At 40.3% G+C, this 17,836-nt stretch carries 19 protein-coding genes; 3 read left to right on the forward strand and 16 right to left on the reverse strand.

Translation table 11 applies throughout. The features are described from left to right. The first annotated feature begins 31 nt into the window (after positions 1 to 31). The 3 genes from ACNEUN_RS03945 (at position 32) to ACNEUN_RS03955 (ending at position 3,826) form a co-directional block, all read left to right on the forward strand. On the forward strand, positions 32 to 2,647 hold the full coding sequence (locus ACNEUN_RS03945; RefSeq protein ID WP_463630969.1) for a DEAD/DEAH box helicase: 2,616 nt from the start codon (positions 32 to 34) through the stop codon (positions 2,645 to 2,647). 95 nt (positions 2,648 to 2,742) lie between these two features. After that, a complete protein-coding gene (locus tag ACNEUN_RS03950; RefSeq protein WP_427876882.1) occupies positions 2,743 to 3,090 on the forward strand; it encodes an RNA polymerase-binding protein RbpA in 348 nt (115 codons plus the stop codon). After that, positions 3,083 to 3,826 (forward strand): HAD hydrolase-like protein, encoded by a 744-nt coding sequence (locus ACNEUN_RS03955; protein WP_427876880.1) that lies wholly within the window; start codon positions 3,083 to 3,085, stop codon positions 3,824 to 3,826. Before ACNEUN_RS03950 ends, ACNEUN_RS03955 begins: the two co-directional genes overlap by 8 nt. Before the next feature lie 102 nt (positions 3,827 to 3,928). On the opposite strand, the gene ACNEUN_RS03960 is transcribed toward ACNEUN_RS03955, so the two are convergent. The 16 genes from ACNEUN_RS03960 to ACNEUN_RS04035 form a co-directional block, all read right to left on the reverse strand. After that, positions 3,929 to 4,375, reverse strand: coding sequence for a hypothetical protein (locus ACNEUN_RS03960; RefSeq protein WP_427876878.1), 447 nt, complete (start codon positions 4,373 to 4,375; stop codon positions 3,929 to 3,931). A 51-nt stretch (positions 4,376 to 4,426) separates the two neighbouring features. Next, a complete protein-coding gene (locus ACNEUN_RS03965) occupies positions 4,427 to 4,951 on the reverse strand; it encodes a MerR family transcriptional regulator (protein WP_463630972.1) in 525 nt (174 codons plus the stop codon). Positions 4,952 to 5,153: 202 nt separating this feature from the next. Then, a complete protein-coding gene (locus ACNEUN_RS03970; protein WP_463630973.1) occupies positions 5,154 to 5,603 on the reverse strand; it encodes an FHA domain-containing protein in 450 nt (149 codons plus the stop codon). A gap of 18 nt (positions 5,604 to 5,621) precedes the next feature. Beyond that, a complete protein-coding gene (locus ACNEUN_RS03975) occupies positions 5,622 to 6,455 on the reverse strand; it encodes a DUF881 domain-containing protein (RefSeq protein ID WP_427876872.1) in 834 nt (277 codons plus the stop codon). Position 6,456: 1 nt separating this feature from the next. Beyond that, positions 6,457 to 6,789, reverse strand: coding sequence for a small basic family protein (locus tag ACNEUN_RS03980; RefSeq protein ID WP_427876871.1), 333 nt, complete (start codon positions 6,787 to 6,789; stop codon positions 6,457 to 6,459). A gap of 38 nt (positions 6,790 to 6,827) precedes the next feature. Next, positions 6,828 to 7,829: a DUF881 domain-containing protein gene (locus ACNEUN_RS03985; RefSeq protein ID WP_463631093.1), complete on the reverse strand. Its 1,002-nt coding sequence runs from the start codon at positions 7,827 to 7,829 to the stop codon at positions 6,828 to 6,830. 93 nt (positions 7,830 to 7,922) lie between these two features. Next, positions 7,923 to 8,525, reverse strand: a complete 603-nt coding sequence (locus tag ACNEUN_RS03990) for a CDP-alcohol phosphatidyltransferase family protein (RefSeq protein ID WP_463631095.1) — start codon at positions 8,523 to 8,525, stop codon at positions 7,923 to 7,925. A 177-nt stretch (positions 8,526 to 8,702) separates the two neighbouring features. After that, entirely contained in the window at positions 8,703 to 9,368 is a 666-nt protein-coding gene (gene rpe, locus ACNEUN_RS03995) for a ribulose-phosphate 3-epimerase (protein ID WP_427877538.1), read from the reverse strand. A gap of 42 nt (positions 9,369 to 9,410) precedes the next feature. Next, entirely contained in the window at positions 9,411 to 10,316 is a 906-nt protein-coding gene (gene lgt / locus ACNEUN_RS04000) for a prolipoprotein diacylglyceryl transferase (RefSeq protein WP_427877536.1), read from the reverse strand. Between the two features lie 46 nt (positions 10,317 to 10,362). Then, positions 10,363 to 11,388, reverse strand: coding sequence for a phosphatidate cytidylyltransferase (locus ACNEUN_RS04005; protein ID WP_427876870.1), 1,026 nt, complete (start codon positions 11,386 to 11,388; stop codon positions 10,363 to 10,365). Positions 11,389 to 11,430: 42 nt separating this feature from the next. Further along, positions 11,431 to 11,985: a ribosome recycling factor gene (gene frr, locus ACNEUN_RS04010; RefSeq protein ID WP_427876868.1), complete on the reverse strand. Its 555-nt coding sequence runs from the start codon at positions 11,983 to 11,985 to the stop codon at positions 11,431 to 11,433. Between the two features lie 79 nt (positions 11,986 to 12,064). Further along, positions 12,065 to 12,814, reverse strand: a complete 750-nt coding sequence (gene pyrH, locus ACNEUN_RS04015; RefSeq protein ID WP_427876865.1) for a UMP kinase — start codon at positions 12,812 to 12,814, stop codon at positions 12,065 to 12,067. Between the two features lie 157 nt (positions 12,815 to 12,971). Further along, entirely contained in the window at positions 12,972 to 13,823 is an 852-nt protein-coding gene (tsf, locus tag ACNEUN_RS04020; protein WP_463630976.1) for a translation elongation factor Ts, read from the reverse strand. Positions 13,824 to 13,922: 99 nt separating this feature from the next. Next, positions 13,923 to 14,741, reverse strand: coding sequence for a 30S ribosomal protein S2 (gene rpsB, locus ACNEUN_RS04025; protein WP_427876861.1), 819 nt, complete (start codon positions 14,739 to 14,741; stop codon positions 13,923 to 13,925). 319 nt (positions 14,742 to 15,060) lie between these two features. Continuing rightward, positions 15,061 to 15,546, reverse strand: coding sequence for a peptide deformylase (gene def, locus ACNEUN_RS04030; protein WP_427876859.1), 486 nt, complete (start codon positions 15,544 to 15,546; stop codon positions 15,061 to 15,063). Between the two features lie 96 nt (positions 15,547 to 15,642). Continuing rightward, positions 15,643 to 17,694 (reverse strand): AMP-dependent synthetase/ligase, encoded by a 2,052-nt coding sequence (locus tag ACNEUN_RS04035; RefSeq protein WP_427876857.1) that lies wholly within the window; start codon positions 17,692 to 17,694, stop codon positions 15,643 to 15,645. Between the last annotated feature and the right edge of the window lie 142 nt (positions 17,695 to 17,836).

Raw genomic sequence — 17,836 nt, forward strand, 5'->3', positions numbered from 1 at the left:
ACGTTTTATATGATCAAGTAGGAGATACTTTATGTCTTCGCGCTCGTCGCATAATGCTAAGCAATCAGACATAGATACAGAAGACGAATCACTTTCACCTTATCAAAGATATCAAGCTTTCAAAAAATTACAGAAACGAGAGCTTACAAACTTAGCTAAGTTTGAACGCACTTTGCCATTTGAGCTTGATGATTTTCAGAAGGAAGCAAATGAATCTTTAGAGAATGGCGATAATGTTCTGGTAGCAGCTCCTACCGGAGCAGGAAAAACAGTTATTGCTGATTTTGCTGTATTTTTAGCGCAAAAACGTGGTGTTAAAGCGTTTTACACTACACCAATGAAAGCTCTTAGTAATCAGAAATACCATGATTTATGCGAAGTTTATGGAGTTGATAAAGTAGGCCTGTTAACAGGAGATACTTCCGTAAATTCCGAAGCAGATATTGTAGTTATGACTACAGAAGTTCTTAGAAACATGCTTTACGAGAAGTCTATTACACTGCAATCTCTTGGTTTCGTTATTCTTGATGAGGTTCATTATTTAGCCGATAAGTTCCGTGGTGCTGTGTGGGAGGAAGTTATTATTCATCTTCCTAAAGATGTGCAAATTATTGGCTTATCAGCTACTGTTTCTAACGTAGAAGATTTTTCCGCTTGGCTTACTTCAGTACGTGGAAATACTCATCTTGTTATTGATGAGCATCGTCCTGTTCCTCTTGAAAGACACGTTGTAATACAAAAAGATGGGCAAACAGAACCTGAACTTTTAAATCTTTACGATTCTAAAAGCGTTACAAGCGCTAATAAGCGTGTTAATCCTACTCTTGCTAGACGTCTTTTGGAATTAGATCGTTATGCCTCTAAGAGAGCTAAATTCTCTAGAAATAGCAAACACGGTAGGGGAAAACTTTCTAAGTATTCTAATGGCCGTAACGAATCTAATAATAGTTCCAGTGCTAAACGCCATACTCCTAAACGTTGGGCTGTTATAGATGAGCTTGATTATTTGAATATGCTTCCTGGAATTTATTTTATTTTTTCTCGCTCAGGCTGCGATCAAGCTGTACAGCAATGCTTAAACGCTGGTTTGACTCTCACAAGCGACGATGAAATGTATGAAATTCGCAAGATTGTGGATTCTATGGTGTCAGACCAGCTTTCCAAGGGAGATCTTCATGCTCTTCGATTTGAGCAATTCCGTTACGATTTAGAACAGGGATTCGCAGCACATCATGCTGGAATGATTGCACTATTCAGACATATTGTTGAAACTCTTTTTGAGCGCGGTCTTATAAAAGTTGTGTTCGCTACTGAAACTCTCGCTCTCGGATTAAACATGCCAGCTAGAAGTGTGGTTGTTGAAAAACTTGTTAAATTCGATGGAACTGGTCATGTTCCTCTTACTCCTGGAGAATTCACTCAGCTTACTGGTCGTGCTGGTAGAAGAGGTATTGACGATATTGGTCATGCTGTTCTTGTAGATAATGCTGATTTTGTGCCTCAACAAGCTGCAGCGCTTTCCAGTAAACGCGTTTATCCTCTTCACTCAAGTTTCGCTCCTACGTTTAATATGGCTGTGAATCTTTTGCACACTAGTGACACTGTAACTGCGAGAGAAACGCTTGATAAGTCTTTTGCTCAGTGGGAAGCAAATGAATCTGCTCAACGACTTCAAAATCGTATGAAAGAGCTTCAGGACGCTCTTAAAGGTTACGAGGATGCGTTCAAATGTGATAAAGGCGATTTTTCTGAATTTTTGAAATTGCGTATGCAGCTAAAAGATGCTCAGCATGATCAACGCCGTAAGTTGAAACACACTATATTTCGCACTGAATCTGAAAGAAGTGCTGCGTTTAAAGCTTTAGACGATAAGATAGATAAGCTTCGCAAAGAAGAAAGGAATCATCCTTGCGCAAGTTGTACTGATATTGTTGATCATCTTCGCTGGGGATATCATTGGATTCGCGAAAATAAAGAGCTTAGTCAAGTAAGTGAACGTTACGAAGCTCGTACTGGATCAGTAGTTAGAGAGTTTGACCGTATTTGTAACGTTCTTCGAGAACTAAATTATATTACGCAAAGCGATGATCATAGTGCAATGCAGCTTTTAACTGAACGAGGTCAGCTTTTAAGAAGACTTTACAATGAGCTTGATATAGTATTTGCCGAATGTATTTGTGGGGGAGTTTTCAATAATTTGCGTCCTCAAGAGCTTGCTGCATGCCTTTCGGCTCTTGTATATGAGTCTCGTGGTTTTAGCGATGGAGAACCACGAAGATACCCTGGAGGGCAAAAAGGAATAGTGTTTGAAAGAGTGTGCGCTATGAAGGATGTTTTCATGCAAACACAAGCCTTGTGCGATAAATCTCATTTGCCTGAACTTAGAACACTTGAATTTGGTGCAGTAGATATGATGTACGATTGGGTTCAAGGTGCTGAGTTGTCGGAAATTCTGCGCGATCATACTGATATTACCGGCGGCGACTTTGTTAGACAGTCTAAGCGACTGGTAGATATACTTACACAGCTTTCTGTTGCAGGAGAGTATCTTAAAGCTATCGACGGCGTAGACCCATATCTTGCCGATTGTGCTAGTGAAGCTGCAAAATTAATGAAAAGGGGAGTAGTAGCATATTCAGACGTATGATTATGCGAAATTATACGAAAACGCAAAATTTTAAATTCCTGAATATAGTCCGTATTATTAGATATTTTTGTAAGTAGATTTTTTAAGGAGTTACTATGGCAGAACGTAGTTTGCGCGGAATGAGTATTGGCGCAAAGTCGCTTGAATCTGATGACAATGTAGATTTTGCTGAGCGTAATGATATAGCATATGTGTGTCCTAAAGGTCATCGTACTATTCTTCCTTTTGCTCAGGGAGCTGAAATTCCAGAAGAATGGGAATGCCGCTGCGGAGCTATAGCTCATCGTGAAGGTGAAGACGATCGCCCTGAAGACGATTTTAACAAGCCAACTCGTACTCACTGGGATATGCTTTTGGAACGACGCAGCGAAGAAGAGCTTAAAACTTTGCTTGAGAAGCGTCTGAAAATGCATCATGAAGGTTGGATTCCTGATTATGAGTGATTGCTACTCAAAGATTTCCAGCGAGAACAAACGCAAGATTCTGCTGCTGGATCTTGATGGCACATTAACACAATCTGATGCTGGTATTATTGCTTGTGCAAAACTCGCAATGAGAGAATTAGGCCAGCCAATTCCTGATGATGCCGAAATGCAACGCTTTATCGGGCCGTCAATTCTAGAATCTTTCCAGCGTAATCATATGCCTGAAAGCCTGCAGAAAAAAGGCGTTGCTTTATATCGCAAGTATTATTCAGAAGTAGCAACTTTTGACGATCCCAAAAATCCTGGTCATAAAATTCCTGGATGCTTGCTTAATAGAGTGTATGATGGCATTCCTGAGCAGCTTGTAGCTTTGCGAGAATCAGGTTTTTATATGGTTACTGCTTCTTGTAAGCCTGAGTATCAGATTAAGCCTATTTGTGATTATTTTGGATTAACAACGCTTATTGACGGCATTTACGGCGCAAGTCGCGATATGTCTAGAATTACGAAGCCTCAAGTTATTCGTTACGTTTTTGACAACATTCATTACGATCCGTCTTGTGGAGATTTGGCACTTATGATTGGTGATCGTTGGACTGATGCTGACGGCGCAAAAGATTGTGGACTTGATTGCTTAGGTTGCGCTTGGGGTTACGCTGAGCCGGGTGAATTGGCTTCTCACGGATCATACAGGATTATTGATACTGTAAGTGAACTTTGTAGCGCAGTTAACGAGTATTTCAAAATCCGATAATGTACGTTATGTCAAATTAGATATTTTTTATAAAAGTAACTACATAAAAGTAACTCTGCAAATATCAACAATCCACTATTTATACATTCGATTCTTATAGATCTACTTCTTATCTGTTACAGAAACAGAATAAAAAGAGTAAACAATCATGCAAATTAAAATCACAAAAGCAAAACCAACGCTAGTAAATTCTACAGGAACAACAAAAGCATGCAGCTGCTCAAAAGTTTCATCAGAAATAAGATTATAAAAATCGCAAACACAAACGAGAATATACGACAAAATCATAAGCGGCCACGCACTGCAATATAAAGCAATACAATTCCAAGAAACTAACGGCGGCCGGTAAGAAGGCTTATACGAGGAAACATCCCCACCAATACTCTTAATATATTTCCTATCTCTACTTAACTTTTCCCTATATTTAGAAATTGGTATAAGGAACATAAAAAAGCTAATTAAGAAAATAATCAAAACCGAAACCCACAAAACAATTATTGCACATGCAAGAATATTACTAAGAGCATCATCGCTAAACATGTTAAACATAATTAGATCCCTAAACTTTACCTGTACTATATTCTTGTACTAAAAAATATTCTAATCATCTTCAATACACGTAGAAAACTCTTCAGATTCAAGAGAAGACTCTACTTTGCTCATAATATTAGAAAGAGACAGAACAACAACAGCATCACCATCAGCAAGCATCTGCTGCATATTTCGCTGATTTGCATCACACTCTTTAACACAGCAGCCATTACACAATATAGTCATATCACTAAGTCGAGCAAAAGAATGACGATCTAAAAACATGATAGCAGTAGTAACATTCTGCAAATTCATTCCAGCATCAAGCAAACGTTTAGCAACAGCCATAATTGCTATATCTTTAGTAGAATACAAACGCCTAGATCCAGAACCATGAGAAGGATTAACAGAAGGTTCAATAATACGTTTACGAGCCCAATAATCAAGCTGACGGTAAGTTATACCCGCAATTTTCATAGCAACACTACCACGATAACCGCGTATATTCTCACTCTCAGGAGCAAACGCAAACAACTCCCCCTGCACTGGAGTCTCAAAAAACTGGCTCTCAGGACCTTCCACGTTTGCTCTCATATCCAACCTTGAAATATAAAAAAATATAAAAAACCGAGAAGCAGTGTGAGCAACGCAACTCTTATATTAAAAATTACGCAGCTCACACAAGACTCTATCACTCACATAAAGTGAATAAACAAACACCCTACATAAGTTAATCGAACATACACGAAACTCGCAAAAATTGTGTTCTATAAAATTACCGAATCATTCTACTAAATCATTCAGAATAATTATTAGGCAACGCATCATAAGAGAAAAATACCAAGCGGAATTTACCAATCATGATCTCATCGCCATTATGCAACACAGCCTCATCGACACGCTTCCTATTAACGTAAGTACCATTCAAACTACCTGCGTCAGTAATTGTGAAAGTATCACCGTAACGGCGAAAAACAGCATGCGAACGAGAAACAGTAGAATCATCTAATAAAATATCAGCATGAGGATCTCTACCAACTGAAACAACATTCTCATCAAGCAAATAACGAGAACCAGACACAGCTCCCCTAGTAGAAATCAACAGTGCAGTACCAGGCGAAAGCTTAGAAATAGTATCAAGATCATCCTGCCTTAAAGGACGATCTGAAGTAGAAGTAATAGGAATACGTATGGCTGGCATACCAATAATAGTGGTTTCGCCAGCGGTAGGAATCGGTTCAGTCATAATTGCTATTCTACCTTGTTACTCGACCGGTTTTGCATATTGATACTGTTTTGGTTCGCGTGTCGTAGTAATTTCTACTTCCTCAGGCGTTGACACGTAAACTGACGCGCCGAATTTAACTTTTAGCCTAGAGCCAACACCACCAGCAATATTGACAGCATTTTGCAAATTCTGAGGGTCTCCGATAGCTTTTACAACATACGGAGGCTCAATAGAAACACCATCACAAAGCAATCCATGTTTAGTATCTGAAATATATGTTGATGTTACAATGCGTATGTCATTAATAGACATAACCTCTACCCCAGCGTTACGCAGCTCCTCAATAAGCTGAAACATTGTGGCAGAATCAACCCTATCTTTATCACCATCAGTAATATTAATAACTACGCCTTTACCAACAGCAGGAAGACGGCCAGAAATAATTCCGTTAGTCTCAGCATTTTGACGCGCAATGCGACGAGCTTCTTTCTGCTTATCAACTGAAGCTTGTAAAGAATTAAGCTGACCGCTCAACTCACTTTTTCGTTGCTCTAAATTTTGAATTTGCGAATTAGTTTCAGTAATAAGTCTAGTAAGCTCCTCCTCATTCATAGTTTCATAAAGAGAAGTTGTACTGTTATTAATCTGAATCATGTACGCAAAACCAAGCAAAGCGCACAAAAACATCATAAGCAATCCAGTAATAATACGAGTACGAGTGGTGTGCTCACTTAAAGAAGGCTTAAGTTTACGACGAACAACAGGAAATGACCCAGTTTGAGTTAAATCACTTTCCTTATCTTTCGCATGCTGACGGTGAAGCTTACGAACTATATCATCTTTATTAGGCGTAGAGAAAAGAGGTGCCATCTTAACTCCTGAAAATAAAACGTCTAATTGCAGAAACGTTAGAGAAGATACGAATACCTAAAACAACAATAACCGCAGTCTGAAGTTGAGCTCCAACACCAAGCTGATTACCAAGCAGAACAAGCAAAGTAGCAGCAATAACATTAGAGAAGAATGAAATAACAAAAACTTTATCAGAGAAATTACGCTCACAGTAAGCTCTTGCAGCGCCAAGCAAAGCATCTAACGCAGCAACAACCATAATTGGCAAATATGGTTGAATAACAATTGGTATATCAGGATGGACAACAATACCAATCAGTGCTCCTATAATCAAACCAAGAATTGCTGCCATAATCTACCTTCTGCCTTCCTTGTTCTCTTTTCCCATAATCATTTTTCCTTTGCAAATTTCAAATCGCCAGTTCCAGCGGCAGATAATTTAATCATATCCGAAGTCGTAATTTGCGGATTCATACCAGCATTAGTCAAAGACGCATACCATGGCGAAAGTTTAGCCTCATCAAGTTTCCTAATAATATTGTCACGATTACCAATCGCCTCAATAACATAAGGACTTTGAGTTTGATTTACACCAACTAATACAGTTTGACCGGCAGTACGAATTGAAGTTTGAGCACCCAAACGATGACCATTAACAGATATAGCTTCGGCACCAGCATTCCACAATATTGATACAAAAATTTGTATATCTCGATCGGTAATAACTCGAACTTTAGCGCCCTTAGCCTCACGAGGCAATGTTGAACCAACAGCATCAGAAGTAGCAACCATCGGATTTGCTACAGTAATCACAACTCCTGAGCCAGAAACAGCTCGCGTACCATTAGTAATATCGTCTGATTGAACAAGTTTATCTTCTTCAGGCGTAATCATACGCTGAGATTCTTTATTAACACTATTCTTTAGCGATGAGACTTCCTGAACTAAACTATCAAAACGATTAGTATGCTCAACTAACTCGTTAGCAAGAGAATTACGAATCGCTTTACGAGGATCAGTATGAAGTCTACGAACAAACTGACTACCAACTGTTCCTATAGCAATACAAATAATAAATACTACAATTCTAGTAATCCAGCGGCTTACTACACCAACTTCTTGCCTACCCAGCCTAGAATCCATAAAAAGCGGATCTACAGGTCGATTAATCAAATCGTCAATAAGTTTCAACGAATAGTCATCAACATAACGCCTACGATCATGCTGACTAGCAAAACGATTCACATTCCGAGTTGCGTGATGAGTATCGATATTAAAAATTGAAGTGGAAAAAACTGCACGCCTACGCGCAAGAGAAGAACCGTCTTGAGCAGGAAACGACACAGGAATCGGAGCTAACAATTCAGGCAAAAACTCACTATGCACGCTCAAATCTTGAGCATGCTCTACAGAGTTTTCAGTATCATCACGATATCCCAAACTGCCACACCTCGCATAACTAAATTAATACTCTGCAATCAGCGCTTAGCGCTTTTTGAAAAGTAAACAATATGCTTGACGAACATACATGATTCCCGCACACCAATACAAGACAATACCCCAAATTCCGCAAGAAAGAGCTGCAGCGTAAAGGAGAGAAACAATCACGGAAGCAGGAGAAGCATAAACGACCATCAGAGACACAATAGTGAGCATAATTAACGCAGTGCCAGTTTTACCCATAAAGTTAACAGGTAACGGTCCATAACCGTATTGAGCTAATAGCAAAATCACTACAGCCATAGTAGCATCTCGCAATATAATCAATCCCAAAGCTGCCCAAGGAATGACATTAGCGTAAGCAAGAGCAAGAGTACTAAAAACAATAAGCAAACGATCAGCAATAGGATCAAGAATCTGACCAAGCTTACTTACCTGATTAAAAGTCCTAGCTATATAACCGTCTACGCAATCAGAAAAAGCAGAAACAGCAAGAATAATCAACGCCAATAACATGTCATGATGCGCAATAAGCCAAGCAACGTATGGTATTGAACAAATACGCAAAAAACTTATTAAATTAGGCACAGTAAAAACGTTATTACGCGCTTCTGGACTATACTCCTTATCCGAAGCAGATGTAGCCATAAAAAGTCCTCCAATGCACCATAACGCGTCTAATACTGCCATTGTACATGCTATAGCACTACAATCAATCCAACTAACTTACAGCAGAAACCCACATTCAAAATAAAATACTGCACAATCTAAATAATCAGAAAGTACAAAATCGGGGACATTACAAATGCCCCCGATTTAAAAAAACTATGCACGCCAAGCGGCTTGAGCAGTTTGACGAATAGTCTCAATAGCCTCAGATGGACTTTCAGCTCCGTAAACCGCAGATCCTGCAACTAGCACGTCAGCGCCAGCTTCAGCAACCGTTGCTGCAGTCGAAGGGCTAACTCCTCCATCAACCTGAATATGAGTCTGCAATCCACGACGAGTAATTTCGTCACGCAAACGACGAACCTTATTCATCTGATTACTCAAAAACTTCTGACCACCAAAACCTGGCTCAACGGTCATAATAAGAACCATGTCAAATTCGTCAAGAATGTCGAAAATAGGTTCCACAGGTTCTGCAGGACGCACAGCAAAACATGCTTTGCAACCCATAGAACGCAACTGACGAGCTAAACGCACAGGAGCATGAGTGGCTCCCATATGGAAGCTTACAGAATCAGCTCCAAGCTTCGCGTACTCAGGAGCCCAACGGTCAGGATCCTCAATCATAAGATGCACGTCAACAGGCAAATCTGTAACTTCACAAATACGCTTAACAATAGGTTCGCCTAAAGTTAAGTTCGGTACAAAGTGGTGATCCATCACATCAACGTGAACAAGATCCGCATTTGAAATCGCAACAAGATCTCGCTCAAGATTGCAAAAATCTGCGGAAAGAATACTAGGTGCTATTTGTATATTCATGGGTTCCATTCTAAGAAATACAAGAGACTACAGCATAAAACTTTATTTTGCTTGACGCTGAATTTCCATCTCATCAGATGTAATATCAATAAGTTTTTTAGAAAGCTCACTGCGAGTTTGTTTACTCTTCTGCAAATAAGCAAAAACAAATACCGAAAGAATAAACACGATGATAGAAACCCACACATTAATTCTCACACCCAAGAAAAGATGCGAAAAATCAATACGCAACGCTTCAATCCACGCTCTTCCAGCAGTGTACCAAATCACATACAGAACAAATATTGAACCAGCTTTCAAACGTTCAGAAAGCATTTTACCGAATCCAATAAGCAAAGCTGCACCAACAAAATTCCATATCATTTCGTACAAAAAAGTTGGATGGAAAAGAGTTCCAGCAGGACAAGTAGAACCATCGTAGCAACTCTCAAAATTACCGATAGCGCTACCCGTATTATTTATCTTCAATCCCCAAGGAAGAGTTGTAGGAGCACCATAAAGCTCTTGATTAAACCAATTGCCTAAACGACCTATGCCCTGCGCTATAAGCAACGCAGGAGCTGCAGCATCAGCTAACAAAGCAGTAGGATAATGTTTATGCATGCACCAGAACCATGCAGCCAATGCACCTAAAACAATGCCACCCCAAATACCTAAGCCGCCATTCCAAATACGAAATATTTCGAAAAAATCTCCATGAGAACCAAAGAAACGTTCAGGAGTTGTAATCACATGGTATAAACGAGCACCAATAATGCCAAAAGGAATACTTACTAAAGAAAGATCAATAATCTGATCGAAACTGCCGCCACATCGTTTCCAACGGCGAGAAATAATATACATAGCAACAGCAATACCAAGAAGTATAGCTAGTGCATAACAACGAATAGTAATTGGGCCGATAGAAAACTTTGAAAAGCTCGGCGAAGGAATATAAGCGAGATACATGGGCAAAATTCTAGTATTAGCCCATGATTGATAAAAAATAAATATATTACAGTTTTGCAAATCCAAGCAAAACCATAAGAACTGGGCTACAAAGAAGAATAGAATCTACGCGATCTAATACCCCACCATGACCCTTAAGTAAATGACCCATGTCCTTAATACCAATATCACGCTTAAGCATAGAAGCACATAAGTCTCCAAAAGTTCCAACTACGCCGGAAAGAGCACCCATAACGAATGGAATCCACCAATACGATAACCAACTATTACCGTAGAATCCGGCGACAATAGCATAAGCTCCTATAATCGCCAAAAACATTGAGCCAAGCAAACCCTCAACTGACTTTTTAGGAGAAATTCTCGGAGAAAGCTTATGCTTGCCAAGCCACGCACCAGCAAATAATCCGCCTGTATCACTTAAAGCAGGTAAAAACACTAGCAGCATGGCATGTGCCATAGAATATTTAGTATCCGTTAAGGTAAGAATTAGACAAGACGCAAGAAGAGGTATATATAAAACAACAAACAGAGAAGCAGACATATTAGTAAGAGTATTGCGCTCTAAATCAAAAGTAGAAGTTCTCTGTAATTTTTTCTCAACAGCCTGCATAGTTCTAGCAGATACAGTACTACTAAGAGTTGCAGCAATAACAGTCAACAGCAAAGAAGCCGCAATACCACTAGCCATTGCTACAGCATGCCATTTAGCGTAGTATGTTGCGAATATTGTTGATAAAGAGCATAAAGATAAAACAACGAAAGGAATATGTAATCCTATAGTTGCAAAATCTACATGCAATTCCCAAAGTGCTAATACCATAAAAACAGACAGCAGCACAACAAAAGCATCAGTACTAATAAGCAAGCATCCAACAATAACCGCAATTAAAACTACAGCAGTCGCAATAGCTTGAGGCATATTGCGACCTGTACGACGATTAATATCATCTAATGTTTCATGGGCGTTGTAAGAATTCTTTTGCGACGATAACTCAGCAGAAGCTAGCTTACTGGAGTTATCATTAACTAATTCATTTTTCGCACTTATATCATCATGATTAAGTTGATTCATACAACACCCATTTATTAATACTTATAGGAGATCTTACTAAAATCAGACTTCCATAATTTCTTTCTGCTTACCTTCAAGCAGAGAATCTAAGGAATCAGTGATTTGCTTAGTAAGCTTATCGAGATCCTTCTGTAAACGATCGCCTTCATCTTCGCCCATATCGCCATCTTTAACAGACTTGTCGATATTTTCCTTAGCCTTACGACGAATATTACGAACAGCAACCTTGCCTTCTTCAGCCTTAAGCTTAGCGAGTTTAACGTACTCTTTACGACGTTCTTCTGTAAGTTCTGGCATTGTTACTCTAATAACATTGCCGTCACGATTTGGACTTACACCCAAATCAGAGTCACGTATAGCTTTCTCAACAGCGTTAGCCTGCGAAGCGTCAAAAGGAGTGACAGAAAGCGTACGAGGCTCTGGAACTCCAATAGAAGCAACAGCTTTAATTGGTGTTGGAGCACCATAGTAATCTACCATAATGCCGTTAAGTAATGCAGGATTAGCACGACCAGTTCTAATACCAACAAAATTTTCCTTAGTAGCTTCAACAGACTTATTCATCTGTTCACGAGCCTGGTCAATAATACCTGACATGTGTGTTCTCCTGTCATCAGTCAATTTTCACAATATAATTTACGAAATTACAATATTCAAATGCTACGCAAATTTCGTTTTAAGCAAATGTAGGTTCAGCATCGGATACAAGAGTACCAATTTGTTTACCAATCAGTGCGCTTGTAACATTACCATCGCCTTCCAAACCAAATACTCGAATCTTCTGCTTATTATCTCTAGCCATAGAAAGAGCAGAAGCATCCATAACAGCTAAACCATCAACAAGAGCTTTATTGTAGCTAAGTGTGACAAATTTTCTAGCATTTGAATCTTTACGAGGATCCGCACTATAAACTCCATCAACACCATTCTTGCCCATGAGAACTTCATCACAGTGAATTTCCAAAGAACGCTGAATAGATACAGTATCTGTAGAGAAGTATGGCATACCTGCACCGGCACCAAAAATAACTACACGACCTTTTTCAAGATGCCGAATTGCTTTCAACGGAATATACGGTTCAGCTACTTGCCCCATTGTAATAGCAGTTTGTACGCGAGTTGCCTGGCCAGCTTGCTCAAGAAAATCTTGAAGTGCAAGACAGTTCATAACAGTGCCGAGCATTCCCATATAATCGCCGCGGCTACGATCTATACCAGCCTGCTGTAACTCAGCACCACGGAAGAAATTACCGCCACCAACAACGATAGCAACTTGAACACCCTGCTGCACTGCAGTAACAATCTCACCAGCGATTCTACGAATCACATGAGTATCAATGCCAACAGCTCCACCACCAAATGCTTCTCCCGAAAGTTTTAATAACACTCTACGGGACTTGCTTTCCTCCGCTTGTGCGATAGTCATAGATCCTCCAGTCCTCACAGCGAATGCAAGCATATCATTGCTATGGTATCCGTCAACAACGACACCTAAAACACAAATATAAAAATGAGCTACGCGCAAAGATTGCACATAGCTCATTTAATTAAGAACCAGATTTGATTCTTATTATAAGCGATGCTTATTCAGCAGCACCCTTGCCAACCTCAAGACGAGCGAAAGCCAAAGCGGTACCGCCAACTTCCTTGAACAAGTCACCAACGCTCTTGGAAGGATCCTTTACGTAAGCCTGCTCGAGAAGCACAGTTTCCTTGAAGAAGGCATTCATACGGCCTTCAACAATCTTTGGAACAATCTTCTCTGGCTTGCCTTCAGCCAAGGACTTCTCGGTAGCAACACGACGCTCAGATTCCAAAACTTCCTCTGGAACATCTTCGCGACGAAGCCACTGAGCACCCATAGCGGAAATCTGCAAAGCAGCTTCATGAGCGACCTTAGCGCCAGCTTCATCAGTAGCAATCATGGACACGATGCTTGGAGGCAACTCCACGGACTTCTTATGAGCATAAATCTCAACGTGTGGACCGCTTACCTTAGCAACCTGGCCAACCTTGACGTGCTCACCGAACAAGGCAGCTGCTTCTTCAACAGCTTCCTTAACGGTTGCATCTCCAGTCTTAGCTGCTAAAACTTCTTCCGCAGTGGAAGCAGAAGCATCAATAGCATGGTTAAGAACAGTTTCAGAGAACTCAACAAACTTTGGAGTCTTAGCAACAAAGTCAGTTTCAGAGTTCACTTCAACTGCGTAACCGGTTTCGCCTTCATCGGACTTTACAACCTTAGAAGCGATGGTGCCTTCCTGAGCCTTTCGGCCTTCACGCTTACCAGCGGCCTGAATACCCTTAGCGCGGATAATCTCCTTAGCGCGAGCAACGTCGCCTTCAGCTTCAGTAAGAGCTTTTTTAACGTCCATCATGCCGGCGCCAGTTTCTTCACGCACCTGCTTGATCAACGCTGCAGTAATTGCTGCCATTTTGTTCTCCTCATATCAATATGATTCACAGTAAAGATGCAAACGTACTAAAAATAAGCAATACGATTAACACAGCTTTACTGAATGAATCTTAGCTTATCAGGCCTTTGCTTCAGACTTCTCTTCCTTAGCAGGCTCAGCCTCAGCTTCACCTTCCTTGGTAAGAAGTTCCTTCTCCCAAGCTGCCATTGGCTGTGCCTCAGCACCATCAGCCTTAGCACCCTTGCCAGCATGCTCAAGCAAACCTTCAGCCACAGCATCAGCCATCAAGCTGGTAAGAAGTTCAACGCCGCGAATTGCATCGTCATTAGCTGGAATTGGATACTCAACAGCTTCAGGATCAGTGTTTGTATCAACAATAGCTATAACAGGAATACCAAGCTTATGAGCTTCTTCAACAGCCAAAGCTTCCTTGTTGATGTCAACCACGAACATAGCAGAAGGCGTACGGTTCATGTTACGAATACCGCCGAGCTGCTTCGAAAGCTTATCCTTCTCACGCTCAAGAAGCAAAAGCTCCTTCTTAGTTAATCCGGATCCACGCACATCGCTGAAGTCCATTTCTTCAAGTTCCTTCAAGCGCTTTACGCGAGTGGAAACGGTCTGGAAGTTTGTCAACATACCACCAAGCCAACGTTCGCTAACATAAGGCATGTTTACGCGAGTTGCTTGATTCTGAACAGCTTCCTGAGCCTGCTTCTTAGTGCCTACGAATAAAACAGTACCGTTGTGAGCAACAGTCTGCTTAATGAAATCGTAAGCCTTGTCAATCATGTCGAGTGACTTGAACAAATTGATGATATGAATACCATTGCGCTGAGTAAGAATGAACTGCTTCATCTTTGGATTCCAGCGACGAGTCTGATGTCCGAAGTGCAAACCAGCCTTCAGCATTTCACTCATGGTAATCTGTGCCATATCATTATACCTTTCTTGTCGGTTCTTGCCTGGCCATGTCTGTTCGCATGCAACTTGGTTTAACTTACGTATAAAACCCAAGCCGACCGACACGAACGGACGCGTACATGGCGCGTATTTGCGTGTCTGATAGACAATAAAAAGCGAGCAATCATATAACGCGACAATACTCATGCTCAAAATTGACACGCGAATGTTGATTATACCAGAAGAGCACTACTAAAAAGTCAGTGTTGTTACCGCAAAACACGGCAGCAACACTGACTGAATAAATTAATAAAAACGAGACTAAAAAGCGATTAAAACAAAATAGTAAAAATTAACGCGTTTTACTTCTCAGATCTCGCAACGCTTGCTTACGAACATCTTTTTCGAGTCTATCAAGATAAATATGTCCATCAAGATGATCGCACTCATGCTGCAACATGCGCGCCATAAGACCTTCACCCTCTAATACTATTTCTTTACCGTCAAGATCTATGCCACGAACACGCGCATAATTAGCTCTGCGAGTCTTGTACCATAAACCTGGAACAGATAAGCAGCCCTCATCGTCGTACTGCTCTCCGCTGAGCTCCTCAATAACAGGATTCAGAATATATCCAATACGACCATCAATATTGTATGAGAAAGCTCGCAAACTCACGCCAATCTGATTTGCAGAAAGCCCTGCACGACCAGGATCATTCACAGTCTCAAGTAAATCCTCAACTAAATGCCTAACAGAGGCATTAATATCACGTATTTCGTCGCAAGTAGTACGAAGTACAGGATCTGGGATTACTCGAATAGTACGAATAGTCACAAAAATCTCCTTAACACATAGAAGCACAAGTAAAATCAGAAAACATACCAACTAAAGATAGTACACATACTCAGCTTACTTTCAAGCTAAAAACTACTATTTTTGTTTACTATTATCTTCAGCAGATTCAGAATTATTATCACAATCTTCATTTAATTCTGAAGAGTCTTCACTAAAATGCTTCAAATGAGTGGTAGCTTGATCCAAAGCCTGACGAACACGAGGAGTAACAGCCTCTTGTGCCTGCTTAACCGTTTCCTGAGCTTGCTTAACTGTTTCAGTAGTCTTATCTAATATTTTCACAGTCGCAGGAAGTGGACGAGTGTTAGGCTTAGGAGCATACAGCTGCGTTTCAATAATATCTGCGTAGCGAGCAAGAATCTTTGGACGAACTATTTTCATGCTAGGTGTCAAAGTACCATTATCTTGAGTAAATTCCTCACTCAAAACAACAAACTTACGGACAGACTCAGCCCTAGAAACTGTACTGTTCGCCTGATCTATAAACTGTTGCACAACAGAGCGAACAGCATCATTACTTGCAACTTTCTCCATAGATAATGAAGTATCCATACCCTGATTCTTTAGCCAAGAACGAACCATATCAGGATCAAGCTCAATAAGAGCAGATACAAACGGCTTGCCATCACCAACTATTACCGCATGAGAAACTAGCGGACACTGAGAAATAATATTTTCCATAGGAGCTGGACTAATATTCTTTCCACCTGCAGTGATAATTATATCTTTCTTACGACCAGTAATAGAAAGGAATCCTTCATCATCTATTTCACCAAGATCACCAGAATGCAGCCATCCATCTTTATCAAGAACCTCATCAGTAAGATCAGGCCTATTATAATAGCCCATAAAAACGTTAGGACCTTTAATCATAACCTCATCATCATCAGCTAAACGAATAGTAATTCCAGGACCTGGGCGACCAACAGAACCAACTTGATTAGCATGCTCGAAATTAACAACACATGGAGCTGCAGTTTCAGTCATACCATAACCTTGAATAAAAGTTATGCCATCAAGACCATTGAAGAAATGCGCCAAATCAGCATTAATAGGAGCACCACCGCATGCAAGCCAAGCTAAATTAGGACCCAATGCTGAGCGAATAGAAGATCCTACAGTGCGCATATAGAAATTGTGATGTATACGCGCTGATAAAGAATGCGATCTACCTTCTACGCTGTCTTTAGACCATTTAATGAAATGCTTAACAGCCTTGGCAAAAATACGTCCACGAATACCCGCTCCAGCTTTTTGAGATGCTGCGTTATACACCTTCTCAAACACACGTGGAACTCCCAAAAGATATGTAGGTTTGAAACTGCGCAAATCTGCAAGTAAATGCTTCGCATTAGGAACGTAAGCAATAACTCCGTGCGCACCAATAGCAACATACTGTATATAGCGCGCAAAGCAATGTGCCAACGGAAGGAATAAAAGCAAACGACTTGGTTTATAAAGCATTTCGTTTAGAACATCATAGCCTGCGAAAACAATATGAGTAAAGTTGCGATGCGAAAGCATAGCTCCCTTAGGTTTTCCTGTTGAGCCAGATGTATAAACAATAGTAGACAAATCATCTGCGTGAACTGCATTGATTGCATTATTAAGTTCTTCATCTGCAACAGACTTACCAAAATCAGTTACAGCACCAATACCGCCAGCTTTAAAATTAAAAACTGCTTTAAGAGTAATTTTCTTATTGTCTTGACGGACTCTCTCTAAACATTGCGCATGCTCACTGTCACCAGCAAAAGCAATTACTGGCTTCACTTCCGCAATAATATCAGCAGCTTGTAAAGCAGAATCAGTTTCATAAATTGGGATACTTACAGCGCCAATACAAGCGCAAGCAAAATCGACAACACCCCACTCATAACATGTTGCTGAATAAATAACAACTTTTGATCCATGAGTAACGCCAAGAGCAATTAATCCTCTTGCTACCGAACGAACCTTTGAAAGCATGTCAGCAGCAGTAACATCATGCCATTGACGAGTATCATCATCTTGCCACTGTGCAATTAAACCTTGAGGGTCATGCATCGCCCTATTGGCAAGCAATGAATAAATTGTGTCACCATCTTTAGTTGGGTGAATAGACTCTACAGAAAATTCTCGCAGCATGCTTTTTATTGTACGTGATTAAATATGCCGACACGAACAGAATATATACAAAAATATTCCCACAAAATTATCTATTTTTACAAAAACATTCGTACAAACGACAATACAACTAAAAGATATCTTGACTTTTTGAATGAGATTC

This window comes from Gardnerella sp. C0684A1, from assembly GCF_055326835.1.